The 24,593-nt window shown below is 66.8% G+C and carries 21 protein-coding genes; 15 read left to right on the forward strand and 6 right to left on the reverse strand.

What is annotated here, in order from left to right:
* The first annotated feature begins 22 nt into the window (after window positions 1–22).
* From LFT46_RS01095 to atzF, 4 genes are read left to right on the forward strand one after another with little or no spacing between them, the layout of a single operon-like run.
* The gene (locus tag LFT46_RS01095; RefSeq protein WP_236800596.1) at window positions 23–898 is read left to right on the forward strand and encodes an urea amidolyase associated protein UAAP1; all 876 of its coding nucleotides are present in this window, start codon (window positions 23–25) and stop codon (window positions 896–898) included.
* Window positions 895–1,572 carry an urea amidolyase associated protein UAAP2 gene (locus LFT46_RS01100; RefSeq protein WP_236800597.1) on the forward strand — a complete coding sequence of 226 codons (678 nt, stop codon included), beginning with the start codon at window positions 895–897 and terminating at the stop codon, window positions 1,570–1,572. Before LFT46_RS01095 ends, LFT46_RS01100 begins: the two co-directional genes overlap by 4 nt.
* On the forward strand, window positions 1,569–5,294 hold the full coding sequence (gene uca / locus LFT46_RS01105; RefSeq protein WP_236821051.1) for an urea carboxylase: 3,726 nt from the start codon (window positions 1,569–1,571) through the stop codon (window positions 5,292–5,294). The genes LFT46_RS01100 and uca overlap by 4 nt, the downstream gene beginning before the upstream one ends.
* Complete coding sequence (gene atzF / locus LFT46_RS01110; RefSeq protein WP_236821054.1) at window positions 5,291–7,153, forward strand: allophanate hydrolase; 1,863 nt, start codon at window positions 5,291–5,293, stop codon at window positions 7,151–7,153. The genes uca and atzF overlap by 4 nt, the downstream gene beginning before the upstream one ends.
* Here atzF and LFT46_RS01115 read toward each other — a convergent pair.
* Window positions 7,131–8,063 carry an alpha/beta fold hydrolase gene (locus LFT46_RS01115; RefSeq protein WP_236821056.1) on the reverse strand — a complete coding sequence of 311 codons (933 nt, stop codon included), beginning with the start codon at window positions 8,061–8,063 and terminating at the stop codon, window positions 7,131–7,133. The two genes, atzF and LFT46_RS01115, sit on opposite strands and share 23 nt — an antisense overlap.
* A gap of 68 nt (window positions 8,064–8,131) precedes the next feature.
* Between LFT46_RS01115 and lysS the strand changes: the two genes are divergently transcribed.
* The 3 genes from lysS (at window position 8,132) to LFT46_RS01130 (ending at window position 10,318) form a co-directional block, all read left to right on the forward strand.
* On the forward strand, window positions 8,132–9,670 hold the full coding sequence (lysS, locus tag LFT46_RS01120) for a lysine--tRNA ligase (RefSeq protein ID WP_236800605.1): 1,539 nt from the start codon (window positions 8,132–8,134) through the stop codon (window positions 9,668–9,670).
* Window positions 9,671–9,672: 2 nt separating this feature from the next.
* Window positions 9,673–9,846 carry a hypothetical protein gene (locus LFT46_RS01125; RefSeq protein WP_236800608.1) on the forward strand — a complete coding sequence of 58 codons (174 nt, stop codon included), beginning with the start codon at window positions 9,673–9,675 and terminating at the stop codon, window positions 9,844–9,846.
* Between the two features lie 139 nt (window positions 9,847–9,985).
* Window positions 9,986–10,318: a histone-like nucleoid-structuring protein Lsr2 gene (locus tag LFT46_RS01130; protein WP_236821057.1), complete on the forward strand. Its 333-nt coding sequence runs from the start codon at window positions 9,986–9,988 to the stop codon at window positions 10,316–10,318.
* Window positions 10,319–10,445: 127 nt separating this feature from the next.
* Here LFT46_RS01130 and LFT46_RS01135 read toward each other — a convergent pair whose 3' ends face one another.
* Complete coding sequence (locus LFT46_RS01135) at window positions 10,446–11,021, reverse strand: hypothetical protein (RefSeq protein ID WP_236821059.1); 576 nt, start codon at window positions 11,019–11,021, stop codon at window positions 10,446–10,448.
* Window positions 11,022–11,294: 273 nt separating this feature from the next.
* Here LFT46_RS01135 and LFT46_RS01140 point away from each other — a divergent pair, with 273 nt between their 5' ends.
* The 7 genes from LFT46_RS01140 to LFT46_RS01170 all read left to right on the forward strand — a co-directional run bounded on the left by LFT46_RS01140 (window position 11,295) and on the right by LFT46_RS01170 (window position 19,601).
* Window positions 11,295–13,787, forward strand: coding sequence for an ATP-dependent Clp protease ATP-binding subunit (locus LFT46_RS01140; RefSeq protein ID WP_236800613.1), 2,493 nt, complete (start codon window positions 11,295–11,297; stop codon window positions 13,785–13,787).
* Between the two features lie 248 nt (window positions 13,788–14,035).
* On the forward strand, window positions 14,036–16,159 hold the full coding sequence (locus tag LFT46_RS01145; protein WP_236821061.1) for a S9 family peptidase: 2,124 nt from the start codon (window positions 14,036–14,038) through the stop codon (window positions 16,157–16,159).
* Window positions 16,160–16,260: 101 nt separating this feature from the next.
* Window positions 16,261–16,770 carry an amino-acid N-acetyltransferase gene (locus LFT46_RS01150; protein ID WP_236800615.1) on the forward strand — a complete coding sequence of 170 codons (510 nt, stop codon included), beginning with the start codon at window positions 16,261–16,263 and terminating at the stop codon, window positions 16,768–16,770.
* Window positions 16,771–17,018: 248 nt separating this feature from the next.
* A complete protein-coding gene (gene dhaK, locus LFT46_RS01155) occupies window positions 17,019–18,020 on the forward strand; it encodes a dihydroxyacetone kinase subunit DhaK (RefSeq protein WP_236800616.1) in 1,002 nt (333 codons plus the stop codon).
* 2 nt (window positions 18,021–18,022) lie between these two features.
* Window positions 18,023–18,655: a dihydroxyacetone kinase subunit DhaL gene (dhaL, locus tag LFT46_RS01160; RefSeq protein WP_236802982.1), complete on the forward strand. Its 633-nt coding sequence runs from the start codon at window positions 18,023–18,025 to the stop codon at window positions 18,653–18,655.
* Window positions 18,652–19,392 (forward strand): dihydroxyacetone kinase phosphoryl donor subunit DhaM, encoded by a 741-nt coding sequence (gene dhaM / locus LFT46_RS01165; protein ID WP_236800617.1) that lies wholly within the window; start codon window positions 18,652–18,654, stop codon window positions 19,390–19,392. The genes dhaL and dhaM overlap by 4 nt, the downstream gene beginning before the upstream one ends.
* Window positions 19,393–19,427: 35 nt before the next feature.
* On the forward strand, window positions 19,428–19,601 hold the full coding sequence (locus tag LFT46_RS01170) for a hypothetical protein (RefSeq protein ID WP_236800618.1): 174 nt from the start codon (window positions 19,428–19,430) through the stop codon (window positions 19,599–19,601).
* 30 nt (window positions 19,602–19,631) lie between these two features.
* Here LFT46_RS01170 and LFT46_RS01175 read toward each other — a convergent pair whose 3' ends face one another.
* Window positions 19,632–20,063, reverse strand: a complete 432-nt coding sequence (locus tag LFT46_RS01175) for a DUF3592 domain-containing protein (protein WP_236800619.1) — start codon at window positions 20,061–20,063, stop codon at window positions 19,632–19,634.
* Between the two features lie 58 nt (window positions 20,064–20,121).
* Window positions 20,122–21,048 carry an A/G-specific adenine glycosylase gene (locus LFT46_RS01180; RefSeq protein WP_442863702.1) on the reverse strand — a complete coding sequence of 309 codons (927 nt, stop codon included), beginning with the start codon at window positions 21,046–21,048 and terminating at the stop codon, window positions 20,122–20,124.
* 166 nt (window positions 21,049–21,214) lie between these two features.
* Between LFT46_RS01180 and LFT46_RS01185 the strand changes: the two genes are divergently transcribed.
* Entirely contained in the window at window positions 21,215–21,910 is a 696-nt protein-coding gene (locus tag LFT46_RS01185; RefSeq protein ID WP_236800621.1) for a hypothetical protein, read from the forward strand.
* Between the two features lie 93 nt (window positions 21,911–22,003).
* On the opposite strand, the gene disA is transcribed toward LFT46_RS01185, so the two are convergent.
* Together disA and LFT46_RS01195 are read right to left on the reverse strand one after the other, a co-directional pair.
* Window positions 22,004–23,080, reverse strand: coding sequence for a DNA integrity scanning diadenylate cyclase DisA (disA, locus tag LFT46_RS01190; protein WP_236800623.1), 1,077 nt, complete (start codon window positions 23,078–23,080; stop codon window positions 22,004–22,006).
* Between the two features lie 152 nt (window positions 23,081–23,232).
* The gene (locus tag LFT46_RS01195; protein ID WP_236800624.1) at window positions 23,233–24,417 is read right to left on the reverse strand and encodes an acyltransferase family protein; all 1,185 of its coding nucleotides are present in this window, start codon (window positions 24,415–24,417) and stop codon (window positions 23,233–23,235) included.
* Window positions 24,418–24,593: the final 176 nt, after the last annotated feature.

Consider the following 24,593-nt stretch of genomic DNA (forward strand, 5'->3'; position numbering starts at 1 on the left):
TTCCAGCAACTACAGGACTGACATGACACAGACCCTCGAAACACCAGTAACCGGCACGGCCACGACGGCCGGCGCCCGCGCCCACGCCCGCGAGCAGCACGGCAAGACAGCCGAGAGCATGCGCCACGTGCCGGCAGCGTCCGCCCCGGCCCGCCTTTTGGCCGGAATGCCCGACGGCGTGATCCCCACCTGGGCCGAATCCCTCGCCTTTGGCCGCTACACCACCATGGTCCTGGCCCGCGGCACCCGGATCCGCCTCACCGACACTGCCGGCGACGCGTGTGTGCACGCCCTTCTGTACCGCGCGGGCAGCCTGCACGAACGGCTGAACATCGCGGACACCGTCAAGGTTCCCTGGCAGGCCTACCCCGGCACGGGCCACCCGCTGCTGTCCGACGCCGGCCGTCTGATGGCCACCATCGTCGCGGACTCCTCATCGCGCCACGACACCCTCACCGGCGCCACCACGCTGGCAGGAAACACAGCCAAGTACGGCGCCGGAGCCGCGCACAGCTCCTCCCCGGCAGCGCGCGAACTGCTCACCCTGGGCGCACTCAAGAACGGCCTCGGCACCAGGGATGTGGCGCCGTCGCTCTCCTTCTTCAAGGGCATCACCGTGGACCCCGCCGGCAGCATCACCTTCACCGGAAGTGCCGGGCCGGGTGCCGCCGTCGAACTCCTGCTCCAGATGGACGCTGTGCTGGTGCTGGCCAACACCGCCCACCCGCTGGACCCCCGCCCGGACTTCGCCGGGACCGCCATCGACATCCTTGCCTGGCACGCACCGCAGGACCTCGAGGAGCTGGAAGCCGGCTCGCTCACCGGCCCGCTGGCGCCCGAACACCGGCAGGCCCTCCGCAACACCGAACACGACCTCACCGCAAGGAATGCCCGATGAACACCGCCACTGACACCAAGCCCATCCCGGACGCCGCCGAAACCGCGCTCGCCGCAGGCACCGTGATCCTGGACGAATTCGTCGAGGCCCGCGGCCCCTGGTCAGCGGTAGTGGCAGCCGGCGACGTCCTGACCATCGTGGACCTGGAAGGCAACCAGGCGGTGGACTGCCTGCTGTACTCAGCAGCCGACACCACTGTGCGTTACTCCGCTCCGGCAACCATCGCCGCCCAGCAGTCGATCGTCCTCACCACCGGCTCAGTCCTCCGGGCCGACACCGGCGCACCCCTCATGACCGTGGTGGCAGACGAAGTGGGCGTGCACGACACCGTCGGCGGCGCCTGCTCGCAGGAATCCAACACGCTCCGCTACGGCCAGCACACCCGCGAACAGCACGCCTGCGTGGAGAACTTCCTGATCGAGGGCTCCCGCTGGGGCCTGGGCAAACGGGACCTGGTGTCCAACATCAACTGGTTCATGAACGTCCCGGTGGATCCGGACGGCGCCCTGGGCATTGTGGACGGCCTGTCCGCCCCGGGCAAGCGCGTGGCACTCCGCGCGGAGGTGGACACCCTGGTGCTCGTCTCCAACTGCCCGCAGATCAACAACCCCTGCAACGGCTTCAACCCCACCCCCGTCCGCATGATCGTCACCCGGCCGAAGGCAGCACGATGACCACATTCCATACCCTGCTGGTCGCAAACCGCGGCGAGATCGCCTGCCGCATCATCGAGTCAGCCAGGAAGCTGGGCCTGCGGACCGTTGCCGTGTTCTCGGAGGCGGACCGCGGCGCCAAGCACGTCCGGCTCGCCGACGAAGCCGTGCTGCTGGGACCAGCCCCTGCCAAGGAGTCCTACCTCCGGGTGGACGCGCTCCTGGCCGCGGCCAAGGCAACCGGCGCGGGCGCCATCCACCCCGGCTACGGCTTCCTGTCAGAGGATGCAGCCTTCGCCGAGGCCGTGGAAGCGGCCGGGCTCGTGTTCGTGGGTCCCACCCCGGAGCAGATGCGCATCTTCGGCACCAAGCACACAGCGCGCGACGCCGCCCGGGCGGCCGGGGTGCCGATGATCGCCGGGTCCGGGCTGCTTGCGGACGTGGACGCCGCCGTGGCGGCCAGCAAGGAGATCGGCTTCCCGCTGATGCTTAAGGCCACCGGAGGTGGCGGCGGCATCGGCATGACCGTCTGCCGTTCCGAGGCCGAGCTGGCCGAAAGCTTCCCCCGCGTTGCCCGGCTGGCCAGCGCAAGCTTCGGCACCGCGGGCGTTTTCGCCGAACGGTACGTCGAGAACGCCCGGCACGTGGAGGTCCAGGTCTTTGGTGACGGCGAAGGCCGGGTGGTCAGCCTCGGCGACCGGGACTGCTCGCTGCAGCGCCGCCACCAGAAAGTCCTTGAGGAAGCCCCGGCCCCGGACCTCCCGGCGGAGCTGCGGGAAGAACTGCACCGCAGTTCCCGGGCTCTCTGCGCCTCGCTGAACTACCGCTCCGCCGGCACGGTCGAGTTCGTCTACGACGCCGCCCGCAAGGAAGCCTCCTTCCTGGAAGTCAACGCCCGGCTCCAGGTGGAACACCCCGTCACCGAAGCCGTCACCGGCGTGGACCTGGTGGAATGGATGCTCTGCCTGGCGCAGGGCGGGAGCGAAGCACAATCAGTGCTGGAAAACGTTCCGGACGCACTGCCGGTTTCCGGCCACGCCGTGGAAGCCCGCCTCTACGCCGAAGACCCGGCCCGCGGTTTCCAGCCCAGCGCGGGAACCGTCACCAACGCCGTCTACCCTGCAGCGGATGAAGCCCGCGTGGACGCCTGGGTGGAAACCGGCACCGAGGTTGCCACCAACTACGACCCCCTCCTGGGCAAGATCATCACCGCCGGCGAAAGCCGTGCGGACGCCTTTGACCGGCTCGCGTCCGCCCTGGACAACACCCGCATCGACGGCATCGAGACCAACCTTGGCATGCTTCGGGCCGTGAGCGGGATGGACGTGGTCCGCAGCGTCCTGCACTCCACCAGCACCCTGGACAACGTGGGGGATCCTGAACCGCGCATCACCGTGGGCCGCCCCGGCCTGCAGACCAGCGTGCAGGACTGGCCCGGCCGCACCGGGCTGTGGCAGATCGGTGTCCCGCCGAGCGGCCCCATGGACGATCTCTCCTTCCGGCTTGGCAACACCGCCCTCGGCAACCAGGAAGGCGCTCCCGGCCTGGAGTTCACCATGACCGGTCCCAGCCTGACCTTCACGCATCAGACCACCGTGTGCGTCACCGGCGCGGAAGTGGTGGTGACAGTGGACGGAACGGAGGTGCCCGCCTGGACGCCCGTCACGGTCCCCGCCGGAGGAACCCTCGACGCCGGCACGGCCGCCGGAACGGGCCTGCGCGGCTACATCCTGTTCCAGGGCGGCCTGGACATTCCGCAGTACCTGGGCAGCGCCTCCACCTTCACCCTGGGGCAGTTCGGCGGCCACGCCGGACGCGTCCTTCGCGCCGGTGACGTGCTCCGCACGGTGAAATCCGGCGTCGAACAAATTCCCGCCGCTGCAGTGCCGCTCGACAGCCGCCCCGCGCTCACCGCCACCTGGGAACTGGCCGTTGCTGAGGGCCCGCACGGCGCCCCCGAGTTCTTCCGGAGGGAAGACATCCAAGAGCTCTACGCCGCGGAATACGAGGTCCACTTCAATTCCGCCCGCACCGGAGTCCGGCTCATCGGACCCAAACCCCGCTGGGCCCGGACCGACGGCGGCGAGGCAGGCCTGCACCCGTCCAACATCCACGACACCGCCTACTCCGTGGGCGCCCTGGACTTCACCGGCGACACGCCCATCCTGCTCGGCCCGGACGGCCCCAGCCTCGGCGGCTTCGTCTGCCCGGCCACCGTGGTCACCGCCGAGCGTTGGAAGCTGGGCCAGCTCCGCCCGGGGGACAAGGTCCGGTTCGTGCCCATCAAAGCCAGCCAGGCGCCGTCGGCCAAGGACCTGGGACCCGGACGCCAGCTGGTGCTCCCGGGCGACGCGGACTGGACGTCGGATCCGTCCATGGCCGCCCCCGCACGTTCGTTCCGGGGCGATGGCGACGACGGCGTGCTGGGCCGGGTTTCCGAAGGTTCCGGCCGTCCCGCCGTTACCTACCGCCGCTCCGGCGATGACAACCTGCTGGTCGAATACGGCGAGATGGTGCTGGACCTTGGCCTGCGCGCACGCGTCCACGCCCTGCACCAGCAGATCGAGGCGCTCCGCGTCCCCGGCATCGTGGACCTCACCCCGGGCATCCGGTCACTGCAGATCAAGGTGGACCCGTCCGTCCTGTCCACCACGCGGCTGCTGGACCTGGTCCAGGAAATCGAGGCCGCGCTGCCCGCCAGTTCCGAACTGGTGGTTCCCAGCCGCACCGTCCGGCTGCCGCTGTCCTGGGATGATCCCGCCACCCGGGAGGCCATCGAGCGCTACATGGCAGGCGTCCGCGACGACGCCCCCTGGTGCCCGTGGAACATCGAGTTCATCCGCCGGATCAACGGCCTGGACTCCGTCAACGACGTGTTCGACACAGTCTTCAACGCCGAGTACCTGGTGCTGGGCCTGGGCGACGTCTACCTCGGCGCGCCCGTGGCCACCCCGCTGGATCCGCGGCACCGCCTGGTCACCACCAAATACAACCCGGCCCGCACCTGGACGCCGGAGAACGCCGTGGGCATCGGCGGAGCCTACATGTGCATCTACGGCATGGAAGGCCCCGGCGGCTACCAGTTCGTGGGCCGCACCACGCAGGTCTGGTCCCGCTACGCGGATTCGGCCCCGTTCGAGCCGGGATCGCCCTGGCTGCTGCGCTTCTTCGACCGGATCTCCTGGTACCCCGTCAGCCCGGAGGAACTGCTGGACCTACGGGCCGACATGGCCGCCGGGCGCGGCCGTGGCGTGGAGATCGAGGACGGCACCTTCTCCCTGGCCGAGCATGAGGCATTCCTGGCCGAAAACCGTGCGTCCATCGACGCGTTCCGGGAAAAGCAGGGCGCCGCTTTCGCGGTGGAACGGCAGGCCTGGGCCGACGCCGGCGAGTTCGACCGGGCGGAGGCGCTCGCCGCCGTCGTTTCCCCTGTGGCCGACGACGTGGAGGTGCCCGAGGGCGGCGCACTCGTCTCCGCCCCCTTTGCCGCCAGCGTCTGGAAGGTGGACGTGGCGGAAGGCGACCGCGTGGTCAAGGGCCAGCCGCTGGTGTCGCTGGAGGCCATGAAAATGGAAACCGTCCTGGAGGCACCCTCTGACGGAATCGTGCTTCGTGTCCTGCCGGCCGCCGGATCTCAGGTGGTGTCCGGCGAGGCGGTGGTGGTCCTGGGCGGCAGCGACCTGGTACCCGTTGATGAAGTCCTGGACCTCGGGGCACAGGACCTGGAGGAGGCGGCAGTATGAGCACCACAACCACCGGCAGCGCCACCCGCCGCGTCAAGGCAGCACTCGCGGCGATTGAAACGGTGGACCGGCCAGAAATCTGGATCACGCTGCGCGCCGCCGAGGACCTCCTGGCCGAAGCAGCCGGAATCGATGCGGCTGTAGCCAGCGGCGCGGACCTTCCCCTGGCTGGACTCCTGCTCGCCGTCAAGAACAACGTTGACGTGGCAGGCATCCGAACCACGGCCGCCTGCCCGGGCTTCGCCTACACGCCGGAGAAGGACGCCGAAGCCGTGGCCCGGCTCCGCGCAGCCGGTGCCCTGGTCCTGGGTGCCACCAACCTGGACCAGTTCGCCACCGGGCTGGTGGGCACGCGGAGTCCCTACGGTGCGGTCCGGGATTCCCGCCGCCCCGGCTACATTTCCGGCGGCTCCAGCTCGGGCTCCGCTGTTGCGGTGGCGCTGGGGCTGGCGGACATCGCGATCGGCACGGACACGGCGGGATCGGGCCGCGTCCCGGCCGGGCTGCAGGGCATCGTCGGGATCAAGGCCACCCTCAACGTGGTCTCCACAGCCGGGGTGGTGCCGGCCTGCCGGTCCTGGGACGCCGTCACCATCTTCGCCCGGCACCTGTCCACCGCCGAACTGGCCATGGGCATCATGGCCGGCAATTCACGGGCCTGGCCGGCGGACATCCGGCTCGCCGCGCCGTCCCGGCCGCGGGTGGCATACCCCGCGGCGCTGCCTGCGCTGCCGCCGGAATGGGCCGCGGAGTTTGACCGGCAGGTTGACCGGCTGCGATCCTCTGGGGTGGCCGCCGAACCGGTCGAATTCGACGACTTCCTCCAGGCTGCCCGGCTGCTGTACGACGGTGGTCTGGTGGCCGAACGGTACGCCGCGGTGGGCAGCTTCCTGGAGAACCACGACGGCGGCACGGACGGCCAGGCGGGAATCGATCCGACAGTTCGGGGCATCGTCCGCGCGGCCGGCACAGTGCCCGCCCACCGGTACGTCGCTGATACCGGGCGGCTGGAGGAACTCAAGGCCAGGGCCATGGCCCGGCTGGAAGGCTTCGACGCGTTGCTGGTTCCCACCGCGCCGTTCCATCCCACGCTGGCAGAAGTAGCTGCCGACCCCGTGGGTGTGAACTCGTTGATGGGCACCTACACCAATTTCTGCAACCTGTTCGATCTGTGCGCAGTGGCCGTTCCCGCCGGGGAGGTGGACGGCGCCCAGTTTGGACTCACGGTAGTGGGCCGCACTTTCGATGACGCCGTGGCTGCCGACATCGCGCGCCGGATCGAAACCACTCCCGCGCCGCCTGCGCTCTTTGCTAAGGGAGCTACGGTTCCCGGCGCCGTAGGCGGGGCCGGTCCGGAAGGCGGCAGGCCGTCGTCGTCCGCTCCCTGGCCGTTGGCCGCAGGTGCCCAGGCCGTGCCGCTGGTTGTGGTCGGGGCCCACCGCAAGGACCAGCCACTCGCGCCGCAACTGGAGGAGCTCGGGGCGTTCTGGGACGGCCCGGTCCGGACGGCGGCGCGCTACCGGATGGTGGCGCTGGACACCGTGCCGGCCAAACCCGGCGTCTACCGGTCCGACGACGGCGCCGAGTTGGTGGGGGAGCGGTGGCTGGTGTCCCCGGCAGCTTTGGGGACGTTCCTGGCGGGCCTTCCCGAGCCGATGCTGCTGGGGTCCGTGCAGCTGTCGGATGGGTCCGCCGCCGTCGGGTTCGCCTGTGATGCCGTCGCCGCTGCGGGCGGGGAGGACATCACTGCCTGGGGCGATTGGCTGGCGGACCGGAGCGTGGAACCGAAGCCGCGTACGGTGTGGCGGAACCTGGGGGAAGCTGCCCTTGCGGGGTTCAGCCGCGGGGAACGGGGATAACGCCGGCCTGGTCCGGGCGGGAATCATCGTCCGGGCGGGCCTCCCCGTCCGGACGTTCGTCCTTGAAATACGCTGCGATGGCCTCCACCAGTTCCTTGACCGCTGCAGGGACAGACCCGTGGAAGCACTTGGGGGAGAGCTGGTAGGTGCTGCCCGGTACGGCCGCGTGGAGCCGTTCGGCAGTCTCCCTGTAATAACTGGGACTCTTCCCGCCGGCCATGAAGTGGGTGCCCGGCGGCAGCACGCTGAAGTCCCGGGCGTGATCCTTCTCGTCGTAGGCCGCGCGCAGCTCACCCACGCCGCTGGGCATCACCTGGCGGAAGATTGTGTTCACCTTGGTCCGGGACAGGACCGCCATCAGGCCGGCCAGGACCGGCTCCGGGATCCTGGCCATCGCTGAGCCCGGGCTGGTGGCCTTCTTCATGTGGGCCAGGGCGAGTCCCACCCTGCCATCGTTGACGGCGGCCTCGAACGCGTCCAGCCAGCGGGTGTCGACGCTGCCGTCAATATTCACGGCAGCGTCGTACACGGCCAGCTTGTCCGGGACCAACGGGGTGCCCGTGAACTCCTGGACCGCGTTCATCGCCACCGATCCGCCCAGGCTGTGGCCCAGGACGTTCCGTGCGCCGGTGGCGGCGAGGACGGTCCGGACATCCTCGATCTCGGTGGCCATGCTGTAGTCAGGCGGCTGTTCGGACGAGTTGCCCCGGCCGCGGCGGTCATAGACGTCAACCGCCCAGCCGTCGCCCAGGCCCTTCGCCAGCGCAATCGAGAATGGGCGGTAGATCAGGGCCGTGAGGAATGCGCCGCCAATCAGCAGCACACGCTTTTCGCCCGGCGCGTCCTCGGCGCCGTAGCTGTACAAAGCCAGCTTGCCGCCGTCGTGCGTTGGAAGGACCCGTTCTTTCACCAGCCCATCCTAGGCAGCAAGCCTGCGCGGCAGCTGGGAACCGGGGTGGCCAATGCCCGGTAAACTTGATGATTGTGACTTCCCAAAACACCCCCGCGCCCAAGAATGCCCCAGAGCCCGTCGATGCCAGCGAGCAGATGCGGATCCGCATGGAAAAGCGCGCCAAACTTCTTGAGCGCGGCACGGAGGCGTACCCCGTGGGAGTGGAACGCACGCACTCGCTTGCCGAGATCCGGGAAAAGTACGCCCACCTCGAGGCGGACGACACGACCGGTGACATCGTGGGTGTCACGGGCCGCGTAGTCTTCGTCCGCAACACCGGCAAGCTCTGCTTTGCCACCCTTCAGGAAGGCGGCACTGACGGCAAGGGAACGCGCCTCCAGGCGATGCTGAGCCTGGCCAACATCGGCGAGGAAGCGCTCGCTGACTGGAAGGCCCTGGTTGACCTCGGCGACCACGTGTTCATTAAGGGTGAGGTCATCTCCTCCCGCCGCGGAGAACTGTCCATCATGGCGGAGTCCTGGTCAATGGCCTCCAAGGCCCTGCGCCCCCTGCCCGTGCTCCACGCGGAACTCAACGAGGAAACCCGCGTCCGCCAGCGCTACGTCGACCTGATGGTCCGCGACGAGGCCCGTGAAATGGTCTACACGCGTGCCGCCATTACGCGCTCCATCCGCGAAACGCTGTTCCGCCACCGCTACGTGGAGGTGGAAACGCCCATCCTGCAGCTGGTCCATGGCGGGGCACTGGCGCGGCCGTTCGAGACCCACATGAACGCCTTCGACCAGAAGATGACCCTCCGCATCGCCACCGAGCTGTACCTCAAGCGCGCAGTGGTGGGCGGCATCGACCGCGTCTATGACATGGGCCGCGTATTCCGCAACGAGGGCGTTGACTCCACCCACAGCCCCGAGTTCACCACCCTCGAGTGCTACGAGGCCTGGGCCGACCAGTTCGTCATGGCGCAGCGGATCAAGGAGATCATCCTTGACGCCGCCGACGCCGTGGGTGCCGGCCGCGTCCTGCAGACCGAGGCGGGGGAGATCAACCTCGACGGCGACTGGGCCTGGCTGCCTGTCTACCCCGGACTTTCCGACGCCGTTGGGCAGGAAATCACCCCGGACACCCCGGTTGAGGTGCTTCGGGAGCTTGCAGCCAAGCACGAGGTCAAGGTGGACCCCAAGTGGGACGCCGAGAAGCTGGTGGTTGAACTCTTCGGTGAAATCGTGGAGCCCACCTTGCTGAACCCCACCTTCGTCTACGACTACCCGCCCTCCGCCCAGCCGCTGGCCCGCCCGCACCGCGAGGACGGCCGGCTGATCGAGGCCTGGGACCTGATCATCGGCGGCATGGAGCGCGGCACCGCCTTCTCCGAGCTGATCGACCCCGTCATCCAGCGCGAGCGGCTCACGGAGCAGTCCATGCACGCTGCCGCCGGCGACGTCGAAGCCATGCAGCTTGACGAAGACTTCCTGCGCGCCCTCGAATACGGTGCTCCCCCCATGGGCGGTATCGGCTTGGGCATCGACCGGCTGGTGATGCTCTTCACCGGGGCCGGTATCCGCGAAACCATCCTGTTCCCCCTGCTCAAGCCCGAAGGGCACTGACCATGGAATACGTAGCAGTACTTCTTCCCTCCCTGGTGGTGGGCCTGCTGTTCTGGTTCGCCATGAAGGCAATCTTTAACGCTGACAAGGCCGAGCGGCAGGCGGAAGCCCGCGCCCAGGCCGAAGCCGATTCCCTTCCGGCACCCTCCGAGCAGCAGGGCCCCGAATCCAAATAGGTAAAAGCCCCCTATTCCCAGGCTTTATCCCCAAGGAACCATTAGGCGCTTTGACGCGTTGCCAAGATAAGAGTCATACTTTTTTTGGGAAACATCCTGCTTTTCTGAAAACCGACTTTCCAGCAAGAGGAAGACCTTAATGGCACAGAAAGTAAACATCATCCTTGTTGATGATCTGGATGGGGGATCCGCAGACGAGAATGTTAAGTTTGGCCTCGACGGGGTCAGCTATGAGATTGACCTGTCGGCAGCCAATGCCGCTGAGCTTCGGTCTTCATTGGAGAGGTTCATCAACGCTGCGCGCAAGGCGTCCGGAGGCCGCAGCCAGCGGGCCACCAAGGCGTCCACCGCGGGCCGCAGCCACGATTCAGCACAAATCCGCCAATGGGCACGGGATAACGGCTACACGGTTAACAGCCGCGGCCGAATTCAGGCCGAAATCCAGGAAGCCTACCAAAAGGCAAATTCGTAGGACGGCGATAGCTCGACTAAAGAGCCCTGCTTCCCATATTGGGCGGCAGGGCTTTTTGGTGCACCTGAATTCCGCGGCGGAGGAGCAATTATCCCTGCAGGGCTGCAGCAGTTTGATGGCCGTGCGATTACCTCCGCAAGAGGCTGCCGGCAGCGAACTGTTCGGCAAGGTAGAACACGAAGGGCGGAATATCGCCTGTTTTCGCCAGCGCGGCTCCGCAACCGACGGTGGCCAGGGCCAGGGCTGCCGCTTCTTTCTCCCGGTGCAGGCCCGCCAGGGCTCCGGACAGGGATCCAAGCGCGAGCACGTGCAGCCATGCGTAGGTAAGGAATGGCCAAGCCGGGAAGCGGCGGGCCGCGAAACGCTCCAGGTCCGCTGCGCGCATCGCGAGTTCGGACACGAACAACGGGGCGCCTGCAGCAAGTGCGACGGCGGCCGTGCCGGCGAGCGACCGGCTCCGCCCCTCCGGGAGGGCAAGGGCCAGTCGGGCGATCGCCGCGGGCATGGCGGCGGTTCCTGCCGCAGCGACGTGTTGTCCCGCCACCCACCACCGCCGCCCCTTTCGGAGCATTTCGAGTCGTTGGGCGGCGTCAGGCCCGAGGTATACCCCCGGCACCGGGCTGATGCCCACCAGCCACACTGCTCCGGCAATAAGCGCAACACGGGCCGGCCGCTTCACGCGTTCCAGGTCCACCTTCGACATATTCCACGCCTCCCGCCATTTTCCCGGCTGGCACGTTCCGTACGGATGCCGCTCCCTGCCCGCCATTAAGGCCAAGGATGGGCCACCGCAGGGCCACGGACAAGGGCATTTTGGCGGTCTTTCCCATTGCCCGGAGACCAAGGCAGGAAGTCCGCGCCGGAGGACGTGGCGGATATTCCGTAAACACTGCGGTTTCCCCTGTGGCGAACACGCTCCACATCGCCGGGCGGGCCACGTAGCATCAAAGTACGTCGTAGCTAGGAGTGTGGCGAAATGTTTGAGCGATTTACGGACCGTGCCCGTCGCGTAGTTGTGCTTGCCCAAGAAGAGGCACGCATGCTGAACCACAATTACATCGGTACCGAACACATCCTCTTGGGTCTGATCCATGAGGGTGAAGGTGTTGCCGCCAAAGCTCTTGAGTCCTTGAGCATTTCGCTCGACGGCGTTCGCGAGCAGGTGCAGGAGATCATCGGGCAGGGCCAGCAGGCTCCCTCCGGCCACATCCCCTTCACCCCGCGTGCCAAGAAGGTGCTGGAGCTCTCGCTGCGCGAAGCCCTGCAGCTGGGCCACAACTACATCGGCACCGAGCACATTCTGCTCGGCCTGATCCGGGAGGGTGAAGGCGTTGCCGCCCAGGTCCTGGTCAAGCTTGGCGCCGACCTGAACCGGGTCCGCCAGCAGGTCATCCAGCTCCTCTCCGGTTACCAGGGCAAGGAAACCACCGGCGCAGGCGTCGGCGGCGGACAGCCCGAAGGCGCCCCTGCCGGTTCCGTGGTCCTGGACCAGTTCGGCCGCAACCTGACCCAGGCTGCGCGCGAGAACAAGCTGGACCCGGTCATCGGCCGCGAGCAGGAAATGGAACGCGTCATGCAGGTCCTTTCCCGCCGCACCAAGAACAACCCTGTCCTCATCGGCGAGCCCGGCGTCGGCAAGACCGCCGTCGTCGAAGGCCTTGCCCAGGCCATTGTGCGCGGCGACGTCCCGGAGACCATCCGCGACAAGCAGCTGTACACCCTGGACCTCGGTTCCCTTGTGGCAGGTTCCCGCTACCGCGGTGACTTCGAAGAGCGCCTTAAGAAGGTCCTCAAGGAGATCCGCACCCGCGGCGACATCATCCTGTTCATCGACGAGATTCACACCCTGGTGGGTGCCGGTGCCGCCGAAGGCGCCATCGACGCAGCCTCGATCCTGAAGCCCATGCTGGCCCGCGGCGAGCTGCAGACCATCGGTGCCACCACCTTGGACGAGTACCGCAAGCACATCGAGAAGGATGCCGCCCTGGAGCGCCGCTTCCAGCCGATCCAGGTCAAGGAACCCTCCGTGGCGCACGCCATCGAGATCCTCAAGGGCCTGCGCGACCGGTATGAGGCGCACCACCGGGTCACCATCACCGACGGTGCCCTGGCCTCCGCTGCAAGCCTCGCCGAGCGCTACATCTCGGACCGCTTCCTCCCGGACAAGGCGATCGACCTGATCGACGAAGCCGGTGCCCGGCTGCGCATCCGCCGCATGACCGCTCCGCCGGAGCTCAAGGCCATGGACGAGCGCATCGCCAAGCTGAAGATGGAGAAGGAATCCGCCATCGACGCCCAGGACTTCGAAGGTGCAGCTTCGCTCCGCGACAAGGAGCAGAAGATGATCTCCGAGCGGGCGGAGAAGGAGCGCAACTGGAAGTCCGGCGGCATGGACGACATCTCCGAGGTGGATGAGGATCTCATCGCCGAGGTGCTGGCCAACTCCACCGGCATCCCCGTCTTCAAGCTGACCGAGGAAGAATCCTCGCGCCTGCTCAAGATGGAAGACGAACTGCACAAGCGGGTTGTCGGCCAGGACGAGGCCATCAAGGCACTGTCCCAGGCCATCCGCCGCACCCGTGCAGGGCTCAAGGACCCCAAGCGCCCCGGTGGCTCGTTCATCTTTGCCGGCCCCACCGGCGTCGGCAAGACCGAGCTCGCCAAGGCACTTGCGGAGTTCCTCTTCGGTGAAGAGGACGCCCTCATCACCCTGGACATGTCCGAGTACTCCGAGAAGCACACCGTTTCGCGGCTCTTCGGTGCCCCTCCGGGCTACGTGGGCTACGAAGAGGGTGGCCAGCTGACCGAGAAGGTCCGCCGCCGTCCGTTCTCCGTGGTGCTGTTCGACGAAGTTGAGAAGGCCCACGCTGACCTCTTCAACTCGCTGCTGCAGATCCTGGAAGACGGTCGCCTGACCGACTCCCAGGGCCGCGTGGTGGACTTCAAGAACACCGTGATCATCATGACCACCAACCTGGGTACCCGGGACATCTCCAAGAGCGTCGCCACCGGCTTCCAGTCCGGCACCGACACGCAGACCGGCTACAACCGCATGCGTGCCCGCGTCACGGAGGAACTCAAGCAGCACTTCCGCCCCGAGTTCCTGAACCGTGTTGACGACGTCGTGGTGTTCCCGCAGCTCACCCAGGACGAGATCATCGAGATCGTGGACCTGTTCGTGACCCGCCTGGAGAAGCGCCTCAAGGACAAGGACATGGGCATCGAGCTCACCAAGGCCGCCAAGGTGCTCCTCGCGACCCGGGGCTACGATCCCGCCATGGGTGCCCGGCCGCTGCGCCGCACCATCCAGCGCGAGATCGAGGACCAGCTCTCCGAGAAGATCCTCTTCGGCGAGATCCACACCGGCGACATCGTCGTGGTGGATGTCGAAGGCGAAGGCGACGACGCGAAGTTCACCTTCGCCGGCAACGCCAAGCCGCGCATCCCGGAGATCGCACCCAGCGTCTAAGTTCCACAGCCAAAGCCCCGCCACTCCACAAAGGAGCGGCGGGGCTTTTGCTTTGCCCTTTCCACCCCGTCACTGGTTGCCGCCGCTCCGGCACCGGCGCCATTTGCCGCTTGCTGCTCCTTCGTCGCTTTGACGCAAGCTACACAAATGACCCCGGTGCCGGACCCAGCCGCGGAGAAGCACCCACGCGTAGCCGGGTGCCGTGTGTCGACTGTGATGGCGGACACAAAACGTGTTGAATCGGGAGCATGGCTAATCAGAATCCGGCGATCCCGGACGAGCAACCGCTGACCCCTTTCCATGACCTCGACCATTACCTGTCCATCCCCCGGGTAAGCGGCCTGGCACTGAGCCCGGACGGCACGCGGCTGGTCACCACTGTGAGCACCTTGAACGGTAAAGGCACCGAATTCGCCACCGCACTGTGGGAGCTGGACCCGGCCGGGCAGAAGCACGCCCGGCGCATCACCCGCAGCGCCAAGGGCGAGGCCGGTGCCGCGTTCGCAGCCAATGGGGACGTCTACTTCACGTCCGCCCGTCCCGATCCGGACAGCCCCGACGAAGATCCGGTGAGCGCGCTGTGGCTGCTCCCGGCCGACGGCGGCGAAGCAAGGGTGGTCCTCAGCCGGCCGGGCGGCGTCAGCAGGGTAATCACGGCCAGGGGCGCCGATGCGGCGTTCGTGACGGCCGAGGTCCTGGCAGGTTCCGCTGACGAGGAGGACGACGCTGAACGGCGCAAGTCCCGCAAGGACAAGAAGGTCTCTGCCATCCTGCACAGCGAGTATCCGGTCCGGTACTGGGACGCGGACCTGGGGCCCGGTCAGCCGCGGATCTTCGCTGTGGAAGCGGGGGAAAAAGAAGGAGCCGGCACGCCCACAACGGTTGATGCCACCGCTCCCTTGGTCCTGCGCAACCTGACGCCCGACGCCGGCCCGCGGCTCAGGGAGGCGGAGACCGTGGTCAGCCCCGATGGGAAGACCATCTACAGCGGCTACACCAAGCCTCTTGCGAAGGCGGACAGCCGGTCCATTCTGGTGGCTGTCGATGTGGCGTCCGGCAGCCTCAAAGTGCTGCTGGACCAGGAAGGCATGAGCTACTTCCCGGGACCCGTCAGCCCCGATGGCCGCACGCTCGTGGTGGTCAGCGAGAGTGATTCCACCCCTCACCGGGCCCCCGAAATCAAGATGTACCTGCTCGACGTCTCCGGCCAGGCGCCGGAGGAGGGCGGCGGACTGCAGCCACTGGCCCACGATTGGGATCGCTGGCCCAAGCCTGCGGCGTGGCTTCCGGACGGTTCCGGCCTCCTGGTTACAGCGGACGACGACGGCGCGTCGCCGGTTTTTCGGGTCAGCGTTCCGTCGGCTGCCGCTGAGGTGGGCGTCACCCGGGTGACGCAGGACGCTGCGGCCTACTCCGACGTCGTAATTTCGCCGGAGGGGCGCAGCGCCTATGCCCTGCGCAGCTCGTACGAGTTCCCGGCCGAGGCCGTACGGATCGACCTGGCCACTGGGGAAACCACCCGCCTCCCTGCCCCTGCCGAGCGGCCGTCCTACCTTGGCCGGATGGAGCGCATCGCCGCAACCGCCGCGGACGGCTCGCGCGTGCCCGCCTACCTGGCCCTCCCGGAGGGTGCTTCCGCGGACCAGCCGGCACCGCTGCTCCTGTGGATCCACGGCGGCCCGCTGGGATCGTGGAACGCGTGGACCTGGCGCTGGAACCCCTGGCTCCTGACGGCGAAGGGGTACGCGGTGCTGCTGCCGGATCCGGCGCTGTCCACCGGCTACGGGCAGTCGTACATCCAGCGCGGCTGGGGATCATGGGGGAAGGCGCCCTTCACAGACCTCATGGCAGTGACCGATGCCGCCGTACGGCGGCCCGACATCGACGAGGCCCGGACCGCGGCGATGGGTGGCTCCTTCGGCGGCTACATGGCCAACTGGGTGGCGGGCAACACAGACCGGTTCAAGGCGGTCGTCACCCATGCGAGCCTCTGGGCCCTGGACCAGTTCGGGCCCACCACCGACGCCTCTCAGTATTGGCTGAAGGAAATGACCGAGGAAATGGCGCTGGAGAACTCGCCGCACCTCCATGCCGAGAACATCAGCACCCCCATGCTGGTGATCCACGGTGACAAGGACTACCGGGTGCCCATCGGCGAAGGCCTGCGGCTCTGGTATGAACTGCTGTCCAAGTCCCAGCTGGCGGCGGACCAGGACGGACAGACTCCGCACCGGTTCCTCTACTTCCCGGACGAGAACCACTGGGTCCTCCAGCCGCAACACGCCAAGGTCTGGTACCAGGTGGTGGAGTGGTTCCTGGCAAAGAACGTCCTGGGCCAGGATCTCGAGTTGCCTGCCGAGCTGGGGCTCTAGGTTGGTCGGCTTTGCGCCGTCGGCCGAGGCATTTGCCGGCACCGGAACGCCCCGCCCCGTCCGCAACCAGCCGAGAGCCCTTCGCCTCGTAGGATGGCTGTGTGACCGACTCCTTCCACATCCGCCCAGCACGCACCAGCGACGTCCCCGCCATCAAGAGGTTGGTGGCACCCCTGGCCGAGGAGCGCATCCTGATGGCGAAGGAGACGGTGGCCTATTACGAGAGCCTCCAGGAGTTCCGCATCGCCGAGTCCAGCGACGGCGAAATGATCGGCTGCGGCGCCCTGCATGTCATGTGGGAGGACCTGGCCGAAATCCGCACCCTTGCAGCGTCGGGGGAGTGGCGCGGCAGAGGGGTGGGGCATGTCCTGGTGGAGAGCCTGCTGCAAGAAGCCCGGGCCCTGGGGGTATCCCGCGTCTTCTGCCTCACCTTCGAGGTGGATTTCTTCAAGCGTCACGGATTCGAAGTCATGGCGGACCAGTCGGCGGTGGATCCGGAAGTCTATTCGGAGCTGCTGCGCTCCCATGACGAGGGCGTGGCGGAGTTCCTGGACCTGGCACGCGTCAAGCCCAACACCCTTGGCAACACCCGGATGATCCGCACCCTCTAAAGGCGTCCGCAGACGGCATTCAGAAACCCCTCTTGGCTTTACTCGAATTGATGGATAAACTGCTGAAGGCCGATATGTGGGGGGCCTCAGGAAAGGGACAGTCATTGGGGGCTGTCCCTTTGCTGCGTCCGGGTCGCAAACCTGTGGGATAAGTGCGGAAAAGTGGGGTGGAGGAGCCTACCGCCAGTCGCGATCCCGGTAGTAGGGTCAGACACACATCCTTCAGGAGCACAGCCAGGAGCAACGCCATGAAGAAACTCATCAACGATCCAAAATCCGTTGTCCAGGAAGCTGTCCAGGGGTTTGGCCTGGCACACGCCGGACTGGTCACGGTCAGCGAAGACCCCATCTACATCACGCGCAAGGACGCGCCTGTGGCCGGCAAGGTGGGGCTGGTTTCCGGCGGCGGCAGCGGGCACGAGCCGCTGCACGCCGGTTACGTTGGGCAGGGAATGCTCGACGCCGCGGTGCCGGGGGCGGTGTTTACCTCGCCTACGCCGGACCAGATCCTTCCGGCCACCCTCGCTGTGAACTCCGGTGCCGGCGTCGTGCATATCGTCAAGAATTACACCGGCGACGTCCTGAACTTCGAGACGGCGGCCGAACTGGCTGAGGCCGAAGGCGTCAGTGTCCGCACCGTACTGGTCAATGACGACGTGGCGGTGGAGGATTCGCTGTACACCGCAGGCCGCCGCGGTGTGGGCGGCACCGTGCTGGTGGAGAAGATTGCGGGCGCAGCTGCCGAACGCGGTGACGACCTCGACGCCGTCGCCGCCATCGGCGAGCGGGTCAACGCCAACGTCAGGACCATGGGGGTGGCACTGTCCGCCTGCACGGTTCCGCACGCCGGCACACCCAGCTTTGACCTCGCCGAGGATGAGATCGAGATCGGCATCGGCATCCACGGCGAGCCGGGCAGGCACCGGATTCCCATGGAGACCGCGGACAACATCACCAACCGCCTGCTGGAACCCGTCCTGGCGGACCTGAAGATCACCTCCGGGGACAAGGTGCTGCTTTTCGTAAACGGCATGGGCGGCACGCCACTGAGCGAGCTGTACATCGTGTATCGGCGGGCTGTGCAGGTACTCGGAGATGCCGGCGCCACGGTGGAACGCTCGCTGGTGGGCAACTACATTACGGCCCTCGAAATGCAGGGCTGCTCCATTTCGGTCCTCCGGCTCGATGACGAGATGACGGAACTCTGGGACGCGCCCGTGCACACCCCCGCGCTGCGGTGGGGCGTGTGACCGTGATCCTGGACGTCAACTGGGCCGTGAAGTGGCTGACCCTGTGCGCGCAGGCCATGGCAGAGCACCGCGTTGAACTCATCGAACTGGACCGGGCCATTGGCGACTCGGACCACGGCGAGAACATGGACCGGGGCTTCCAGGCCGTCCTGGCCAAGCTCGGCGAATCGACGCCGGAGACGCCCGGGGCTGCGCTGAAGATGACCGCCATGACGCTGATGTCCAAGGTGGGCGGCGCCGCAGGGCCGCTCTACGGCACTGCCTTCCTTCGCGCCGCCACCGCACTCGGCGATTCCGCTGAAGTTGATGCAGCCGCCCTGGCCGGGGCCCTGGCGGCTGCGCGGGACGGGATTGTGGCGCGCGGGAAGGCCGAGTCAGGGGACAAGACCATGGTGGATGCCTGGACCCCGGCTGTCGACGCTGCCCGCGCAGCAGCGGACGGCGGAAGCGCCGATGTCCTGGGCGTCCTGGTGGCGGCGGCCGAGGCTGCCGAAGCAGGGGCGGTGGCAACGGATCCGATGGTCGCAAGGAAAGGCCGGGCCAGCTACCTCGGCGAACGCAGCGCCGGCCACCGGGACCCCGGCGCCGTATCCAGCGCGCTGATCCTCCGCGCCGCCGTTGGGGCGGCTGCGTGACCGTCAGCATCGTTGTGGTGTCCCATAGCGAAAAAATTGCCGACGGCGCCGTGGAGCTTGCCGCCCAAATGGCACCGGACGTGATCATCCTGCCCGCCGGCGGCACCGACGACGGCAGGATCGGCACCAGCCTGGAGAAGGTCCTCGCCGCCCTGGAACAGGCGGGCGGGCAGGATGGCGGCCAGGCAGGCGGACAAGCCGACGGGGATGGCGTTGCGGCGAACGGCACAGTAGTCATCACGGACCTGGGATCAGCAGTGATGACCGCGGAATCTGCCCTCGAGTTCCTGGAAAACCCAGCCGGCGTCCTGCTCGCCGATGCACCGTTGGTCGAAGGCCTGGTGGCCGCAGCCGTCGCGGCACAGGGCGGAGCCGATGTGCAGGCCGTGCGGAACGCGGCAGAAGCTGCAGGGGGCGGGACGCATCAGGCGGAGCAGGCTTCCGCGCCGGAGGAGCTGGAGCCTGTCACCAGCGCCGCGCCTGACAGCACCGGCGACTTCGAATTGGTCAACCAGGCAGGCATGCATGCGCGGCCTGCCGCGAAAGTGGCCGGGGGCCTGGCCTCCCTGGACGCCGAAGTCACCATCAACGGCGTGGACGGCGCGTCCATGACCGGGCTGATGACCCTCGGCGCCGGCAAAGGCAGCGTGCTGCACGTTGAAGCGTGGGGACCTGATGCGGAACGGGCCGTGGAGTATGTGGGCGGCTTGGTGGAGGCTGGTTTCGGCGAGCCCTGACCACCCCGCCCGTTCCTGCGAATAAGCTCGGTGGCATGGAACGGCCGCTTACAGACAACTCCCAGGAAATCGAAGTGCTGGACGGCCAAATCTCCATGGAGGAACTGCTCGCCGAGCTCGGCTTCAACTGGACGGCAGAACCCGCTGGCGGCGGCGCGGAAGCCGGCGATGCCGAGGGCGATACATTCAGCCAGCCCGCGCTGTTCTAGCCGGCCCCTTTCGGGCCCGGCCAGGGTCCGCTAACCCAGCGGAAAGACGCCGATAAACCAGAACGAAACAACGGCAAAGACCGCGAAGAACGCAATCAGGCAGCCCATCACGGTGCGCGGTTCCGAGGAAACCTGGAGCGACTCATTGGGGTTGGCGGGGTTGTAGGCAACCTCGATCAGCGAGCCCGGCGCCGGCTGCTCCACCGCCGAGATCTCCGACTTGCCCATGAAGAGGGTGCCCTGCGGACCCGTGAACTGGTAGGTGGGGTAGTAGCGCAGGTTCCGGCTTGAGCCGCCCGCGCCGCTGGTCCATCCGGTGGCGCTGCCGGTGACGGTTGCCTGCGCCCTGGGCCACGCCGCCATCTGTTGCTGCTGGCGCTTGGTCCTGCGCGCCGCGTAGACCAGTGAAAATATGGCGGCAGCAACAAACAGGGCCCACACGATGTACAGGATGGTTTTCATGGTTCCCCCGGTTCCGGTCACCAAGAAGTATGCCATCCCGGCCCGCGCCGCCGGTGCCTCAGGCTGGTAGCCGGAGGCCGCCGTCGTGCATCTCCGCCAGCCCGTCCGCCAGCAGCCCTGCCAGCGCCCGGTCCAGTTGTTCGGGGGCGGAGTTGAGCCGGTGCAGCGCGGCCAGGGGCACGCTGATCCCCTCCGGCGCGTAGCCAAGATCGGCCGGTTCGCGGTGGAACATGTCCGGCGGCACGGGTGCATCCGCCAGCCGGAGCACGGCCAGCACGGCGCCGCGGACCTGGCGATCGGTGCCGTGCCATGACTGGCCCTTGGGAACGTACGACGGCGGGGGCTCACCGGCGGCGAGCCAGGCACAGGAGTCCCTCACTGGACAGTCGATGCACTTGGGCGCGCGGGCCGTGCACACCAGGGCACCCAGTTCCATGACCGCGGCGTTCCAGCGCACGGACGTGTCGTCGTCCTCCGGCAGCAGGGCCGCCGCAAGGCGCATCTCCGCCGCCGTCAGGGCCGGGGCGGGTAGCGCGGTGCCTGAGATGAGCCGGGCGTGCACCCTGCGGATGTTGGTGTCCACCACCGTTTCGCGGCGGCCATACGCAAATGCTGCCACTGCTGCTGCGGTGTAGCTGCCCACGCCGGGAAGGGCCAGCAGCTCAGCGTAAGTGTCCGGGACCTTGCCGCCGTGCTCCTGCACGATTGCGGTGGCCGCGGCGTGCAGCCTCAGGGCCCTCCGGGGGTAGCCCAGCCGGCCCCACGAACGGACGGCTTCGCCTGCCGGTTCGCCTGCCAGGCCCGCGGGAGTGGGCCAGCGTTTGAGCCACTCGTGCCAGACGGGCAGCACCCGGACCACGGGGGTCTGTTGCAGCATGATTTCGCTGACCAGCACTCCCCAGGGGGAGCATTCAGGCTTACGCCACGGCAGGTCGCGGGCAATGCCGGCGAACCAGTCGTTGACCCGCCTGCGGAGCAGCTCCAGATCCGCGGAGGCGACCGGGGCATCCGTCTTGGGGGAGGTTTGAGTGTCGATGCCAACACTGTAGTAGATGGGTTGCGCAGTGTGGAAAACCCGGTGTGACCAGAGCAATGGGCCCGCGGCGGCGTGGTGGCGGTTCAGATCCGGAGGCTTTCCCTAGCCTAGGAGGATGGGCAGGCAAGGCAATTCATCAGCACGCGGCACGTCGGGTTCCAGCAGCGTCCGGAAACCGAGCGCCGCTGTCTACCGCCGCCGTCGGCTGTTTGCTGGCGGTGCCCTGCTGCTGGTGATCGCACTGGTGGTCAGTGGGTTCGCCTTGGCGGGTGCCTTCAAGGGCGGTTCCCGGCAGGCCTCTTCCACCCAGCCTTCTTCCACCGACCCTGCTTCGGCGAACCCGGCTGCCTCAGCAACACCCTCTGCTTCCGCCTCGGCAACTGCTCCGGCCACGCCGTCGCCCACTGCTTCCGCAACCGCCACCTGCAACCAGAACCTGGTCACTGTCACTGCTTCCACGGACAAGCCCGCCTACGGCCCCGGCGAAAACCCGATGCTCACCCTGAAGGTGACCAACGGCGGCAAGGTGCCCTGTGAGGTCAACATCGGAACGTCGCAGATGGAATTCCTGGTGACCAGCGGCTCGGACCGGATCTTTTCCTCCAAGGACTGCCAGGCGTCCAGCGAGGACCTGGTGAAGGTCATTGCACCCGGTGCCAGCGAAACCGCTAACTTCCCGTGGAGCCGGAACCGCAGCGCCGAGGGCTGCAAAGCGGTGGCCGCAGCTCCGGGCGGTGGCGGGGCGTACTACATCTTCACCGCGAAGCTGGGCTCACGGGCCAGCCCGAAGGCCGTCTTCCAGCTGAACTGATCTCCTCAATCCCCGTCGATTGCTGGGTAACTGTCGTTTTCAGGGTTCAAAACGGCAGGTGGGCAGCAATGGATGATGCTTTTGGGCCGGGGCTTAGAGGAAGCGGTCCAGGAGGCTGGCTTCTGCCATGCGGCTCAGGCCCTCGCGTACGGTCCGGGCGCGCTGGTCGCCGATGCCGTCAACCGTCATGAGGTCGTCGATGGTGGCCGCCATCAGGAACTGCAGGCCCCCGAAGTGGTCCACCAGGCGGTCTGCAACGGCCTTGGGGACTGCCTTGAGGCCGGACAGCAGCCGGTAGCCGCGGGGCTGGACCACTGCATCCAGGTTCGCCTCGCCGCCAGCGAACCCGACGATCGCCGAGATTTTGCCCAGGTCGATCAGTTCGGTGGGGCCCAGGTTGACCAGTTCATTGACGGCTTTTTCGATGTCTTCGGCGGAGGCATGGGGGCTGGCGTAGTCGCGGATGATCACGTCGCTGCCCGGACCGCGTCCCACGGTGAGTTCATCGAGCTGGAGGGAGAGGAGGCGGCCGTCCTCGCCCAGTTCCAGGACGTACTGCGAGATTTCCTCGGAAATGCGGCGGACCATTTCCTGCCGCTGGAGGGTGACGGCCACGTCGCGCACCGTCACCATGGCCTCGATTTCCAAGGCTGAGAGCGAACTGGTGACCTGGTCAAGGCGGGCGCGGTAGCGCTCCAGGGTGGCAAGGGCCTGGTTGGCGCGGGCCAGGACGTTTTCCGAGCCCTCCAGGACGTGCCGCAGTCCATTGACGTAGAGGGCGATGATTTGCATTGACTGGCTGACGGAGATGACCGGAACGCCCGTCTGCTTGGCCACCCGTTCTGCGGTGCGGTGGCGGGTACCGGACTCCTGGGTCTCAATGCTGGAGTCCGGGACCAGCTGGACCGCGGCGCGGAGGATGTTGCCCGCGTCCTTGTCGCAGATGATGGCGCCGTCCATTTTGGCCAGTTCCCGCAGGCGGGTAGGCGAGAACTCGATGCCGATATCGAACCCGCCGGAGCAGATGGAGTCAATGGTGCGGTCAGATCCCAGGACGATCAGGGCGCCGGTGCGTCCGCGGAGGATCCGTTCCAGGCCGTCGCGAAGGGGAGTTCCGGGTGCAACCCTGCCCAGAGTGGCCCTCAGCGATTCTTCGGGGCTCCGCGCCATAGGTATTTCCCTTCAAAGGTGCGGACCGCCGCCCGCAGGAATGCCGGCATCTGCAGTTCGCCGGCAGGATCAAAAAGTGCTGTAATTCCCGCAAGCTCAATGATAGGGGTAAGAAACCCAAGTTCCGCACGGGCAAGCCCCAAAGTGCCCCATTAGGGAGTTTCCGAAAGTGCCGGAAAAGCGTGCTCGATGGCGGGTGCGGGCAGGGCATTTTTTGGTGACCCGTGCTGCTGTCCCGCTCGAGACCGGAATATGTCCCGTACCGCCCGTTCGCAGGGTTTCTCGATAAACCTGTTTGCGACCCAAGCTACGGCTGCCGCGCAGAGCAGGGCAGGCGGCACGAGCCACCAGGGAAGCCCCTGGGCCCACCGGCCGACAAGAAGGCCGAACGTACCCAGCACAAGATAGTGGACCATGTAGAAAGCGAATGACAGATCTCCGAGCCTTACTAGGACGGGGTTGCTGAGAAAGTCACGGTTGCCTGCGAGCTCGCGGCGGGCAGCCGTCCAAATGAGGGTGATGATCGCGGGCAGCATGAGCGTCTGGCTGATCCACCAGGGAATGGAATGCAAAAGGTCCACCAAGAGTGTAAGCGTGGCGCCAGCGGTGGTGAAAGCGGCTGCCGACAACTGTGTACTGTGTGGCGGTACATAACCAGCCTTCAGTAGAAGCGCCAGGGCGACGCCGATGACGAACTCGGGTAGCCGGTACAGCGGCAAGTTGTAGGTGATGAAATGGCTGACCTGCGCTCCCAAAGTTAATTGGCAGGCGACGCCCAGTACAGGTTGCAGGACTCCGAGGAATATAACCGTACCGACAAGTTCCTTTGTGCTGAAACGGCGCATTACCGAGACAAGCGGGGGCAGCAGGAGATAGAAGAAAGCTTCTGCCGACAGCGACCAAGCGACAGGGTTGAAGGAAGAAGCAGACCAGGGCCACCAGGCTTGAGTCAAGGTCAGGCTTTGCAGGAAGGAAACCGCGCTCGAATTTTGGGCCACGGGTACTAATGCTGCGATGGCCAACGTAGCTGCGCTTAGTGGAAACAATTTAGCGATACGGTTCCGCAGGAAGACACCAGTGCCTTTTTCCGCGGCGCCAGCCCAGGTCAGTACGAAGCCGGAGAGGACAAAAAAGAAGCTTACGCCGATAAAACCGAGGTCGACAATGGGCAGGTTGTAGAGGGCGAGTCCGTGCATTAGCGCCACGGCCACTGCTGCGACAAACCTCAGGCCCGTCAAGGAATGGAGCCGCCTTCCATCGGTTTCGGCTTGGCGGTTGGCGGATGAGCTAGGGCCGTCGAACATGGCAGCGGCCGCCGTGCTGGCGGTGGAGGGCATTAGTGGAGACCTTCAGAGGGAGAACCGCAATCTCTGCGGAGCGTCGTGTTCGTCTACGTCCAACCAGCCTATGGGAATCGACGACACCGGCGACGTGAAAACGGCGCAGGAATAGCCAAGGACTTCGCAAGGATCAGGGCAGCATTTTCAGCACCAGAGCCCTCGCGTTTTAGTGC

The organism is Arthrobacter sp. FW306-07-I (assembly GCF_021800405.1).
Taxonomy (GTDB): Bacteria; Actinomycetota; Actinomycetes; order Actinomycetales; family Micrococcaceae; genus Arthrobacter.

What these genes read in the sequence shown, in the direction of transcription:
- LFT46_RS01095 (WP_236800596.1), top strand. Translation starts at nt 23, where the DNA reads ATGACACAGACCCTCGAAACACCAGTAACCGGCACGGCCACGACGGCC.
- LFT46_RS01100 (WP_236800597.1), top strand. Translation starts at nt 895, where the DNA reads ATGAACACCGCCACTGACACCAAGCCCATCCCGGACGCCGCCGAAACC.
- uca (WP_236821051.1), top strand. Translation starts at nt 1,569, where the DNA reads ATGACCACATTCCATACCCTGCTGGTCGCAAACCGCGGCGAGATCGCC.
- atzF (WP_236821054.1), top strand. Translation starts at nt 5,291, where the DNA reads ATGAGCACCACAACCACCGGCAGCGCCACCCGCCGCGTCAAGGCAGCA.
- lysS (WP_236800605.1), top strand. Translation starts at nt 8,132, where the DNA reads ATGATTGTGACTTCCCAAAACACCCCCGCGCCCAAGAATGCCCCAGAG.
- LFT46_RS01125 (WP_236800608.1), top strand. Translation starts at nt 9,673, where the DNA reads ATGGAATACGTAGCAGTACTTCTTCCCTCCCTGGTGGTGGGCCTGCTG.
- LFT46_RS01130 (WP_236821057.1), top strand. Translation starts at nt 9,986, where the DNA reads ATGGCACAGAAAGTAAACATCATCCTTGTTGATGATCTGGATGGGGGA.
- LFT46_RS01135 (WP_236821059.1), bottom strand. Translation starts at nt 11,021, where the DNA reads ATGTCGAAGGTGGACCTGGAACGCGTGAAGCGGCCGGCCCGTGTTGCG.
- LFT46_RS01140 (WP_236800613.1), top strand. Translation starts at nt 11,295, where the DNA reads ATGTTTGAGCGATTTACGGACCGTGCCCGTCGCGTAGTTGTGCTTGCC.
- LFT46_RS01145 (WP_236821061.1), top strand. Translation starts at nt 14,036, where the DNA reads ATGGCTAATCAGAATCCGGCGATCCCGGACGAGCAACCGCTGACCCCT.
- dhaK (WP_236800616.1), top strand. Translation starts at nt 17,019, where the DNA reads ATGAAGAAACTCATCAACGATCCAAAATCCGTTGTCCAGGAAGCTGTC.
- LFT46_RS01170 (WP_236800618.1), top strand. Translation starts at nt 19,428, where the DNA reads ATGGAACGGCCGCTTACAGACAACTCCCAGGAAATCGAAGTGCTGGAC.
- LFT46_RS01175 (WP_236800619.1), bottom strand. Translation starts at nt 20,063, where the DNA reads ATGAAAACCATCCTGTACATCGTGTGGGCCCTGTTTGTTGCTGCCGCC.
- LFT46_RS01185 (WP_236800621.1), top strand. Translation starts at nt 21,215, where the DNA reads ATGGGCAGGCAAGGCAATTCATCAGCACGCGGCACGTCGGGTTCCAGC.
- disA (WP_236800623.1), bottom strand. Translation starts at nt 23,080, where the DNA reads ATGGCGCGGAGCCCCGAAGAATCGCTGAGGGCCACTCTGGGCAGGGTT.
- LFT46_RS01195 (WP_236800624.1), bottom strand. Translation starts at nt 24,417, where the DNA reads ATGCCCTCCACCGCCAGCACGGCGGCCGCTGCCATGTTCGACGGCCCT.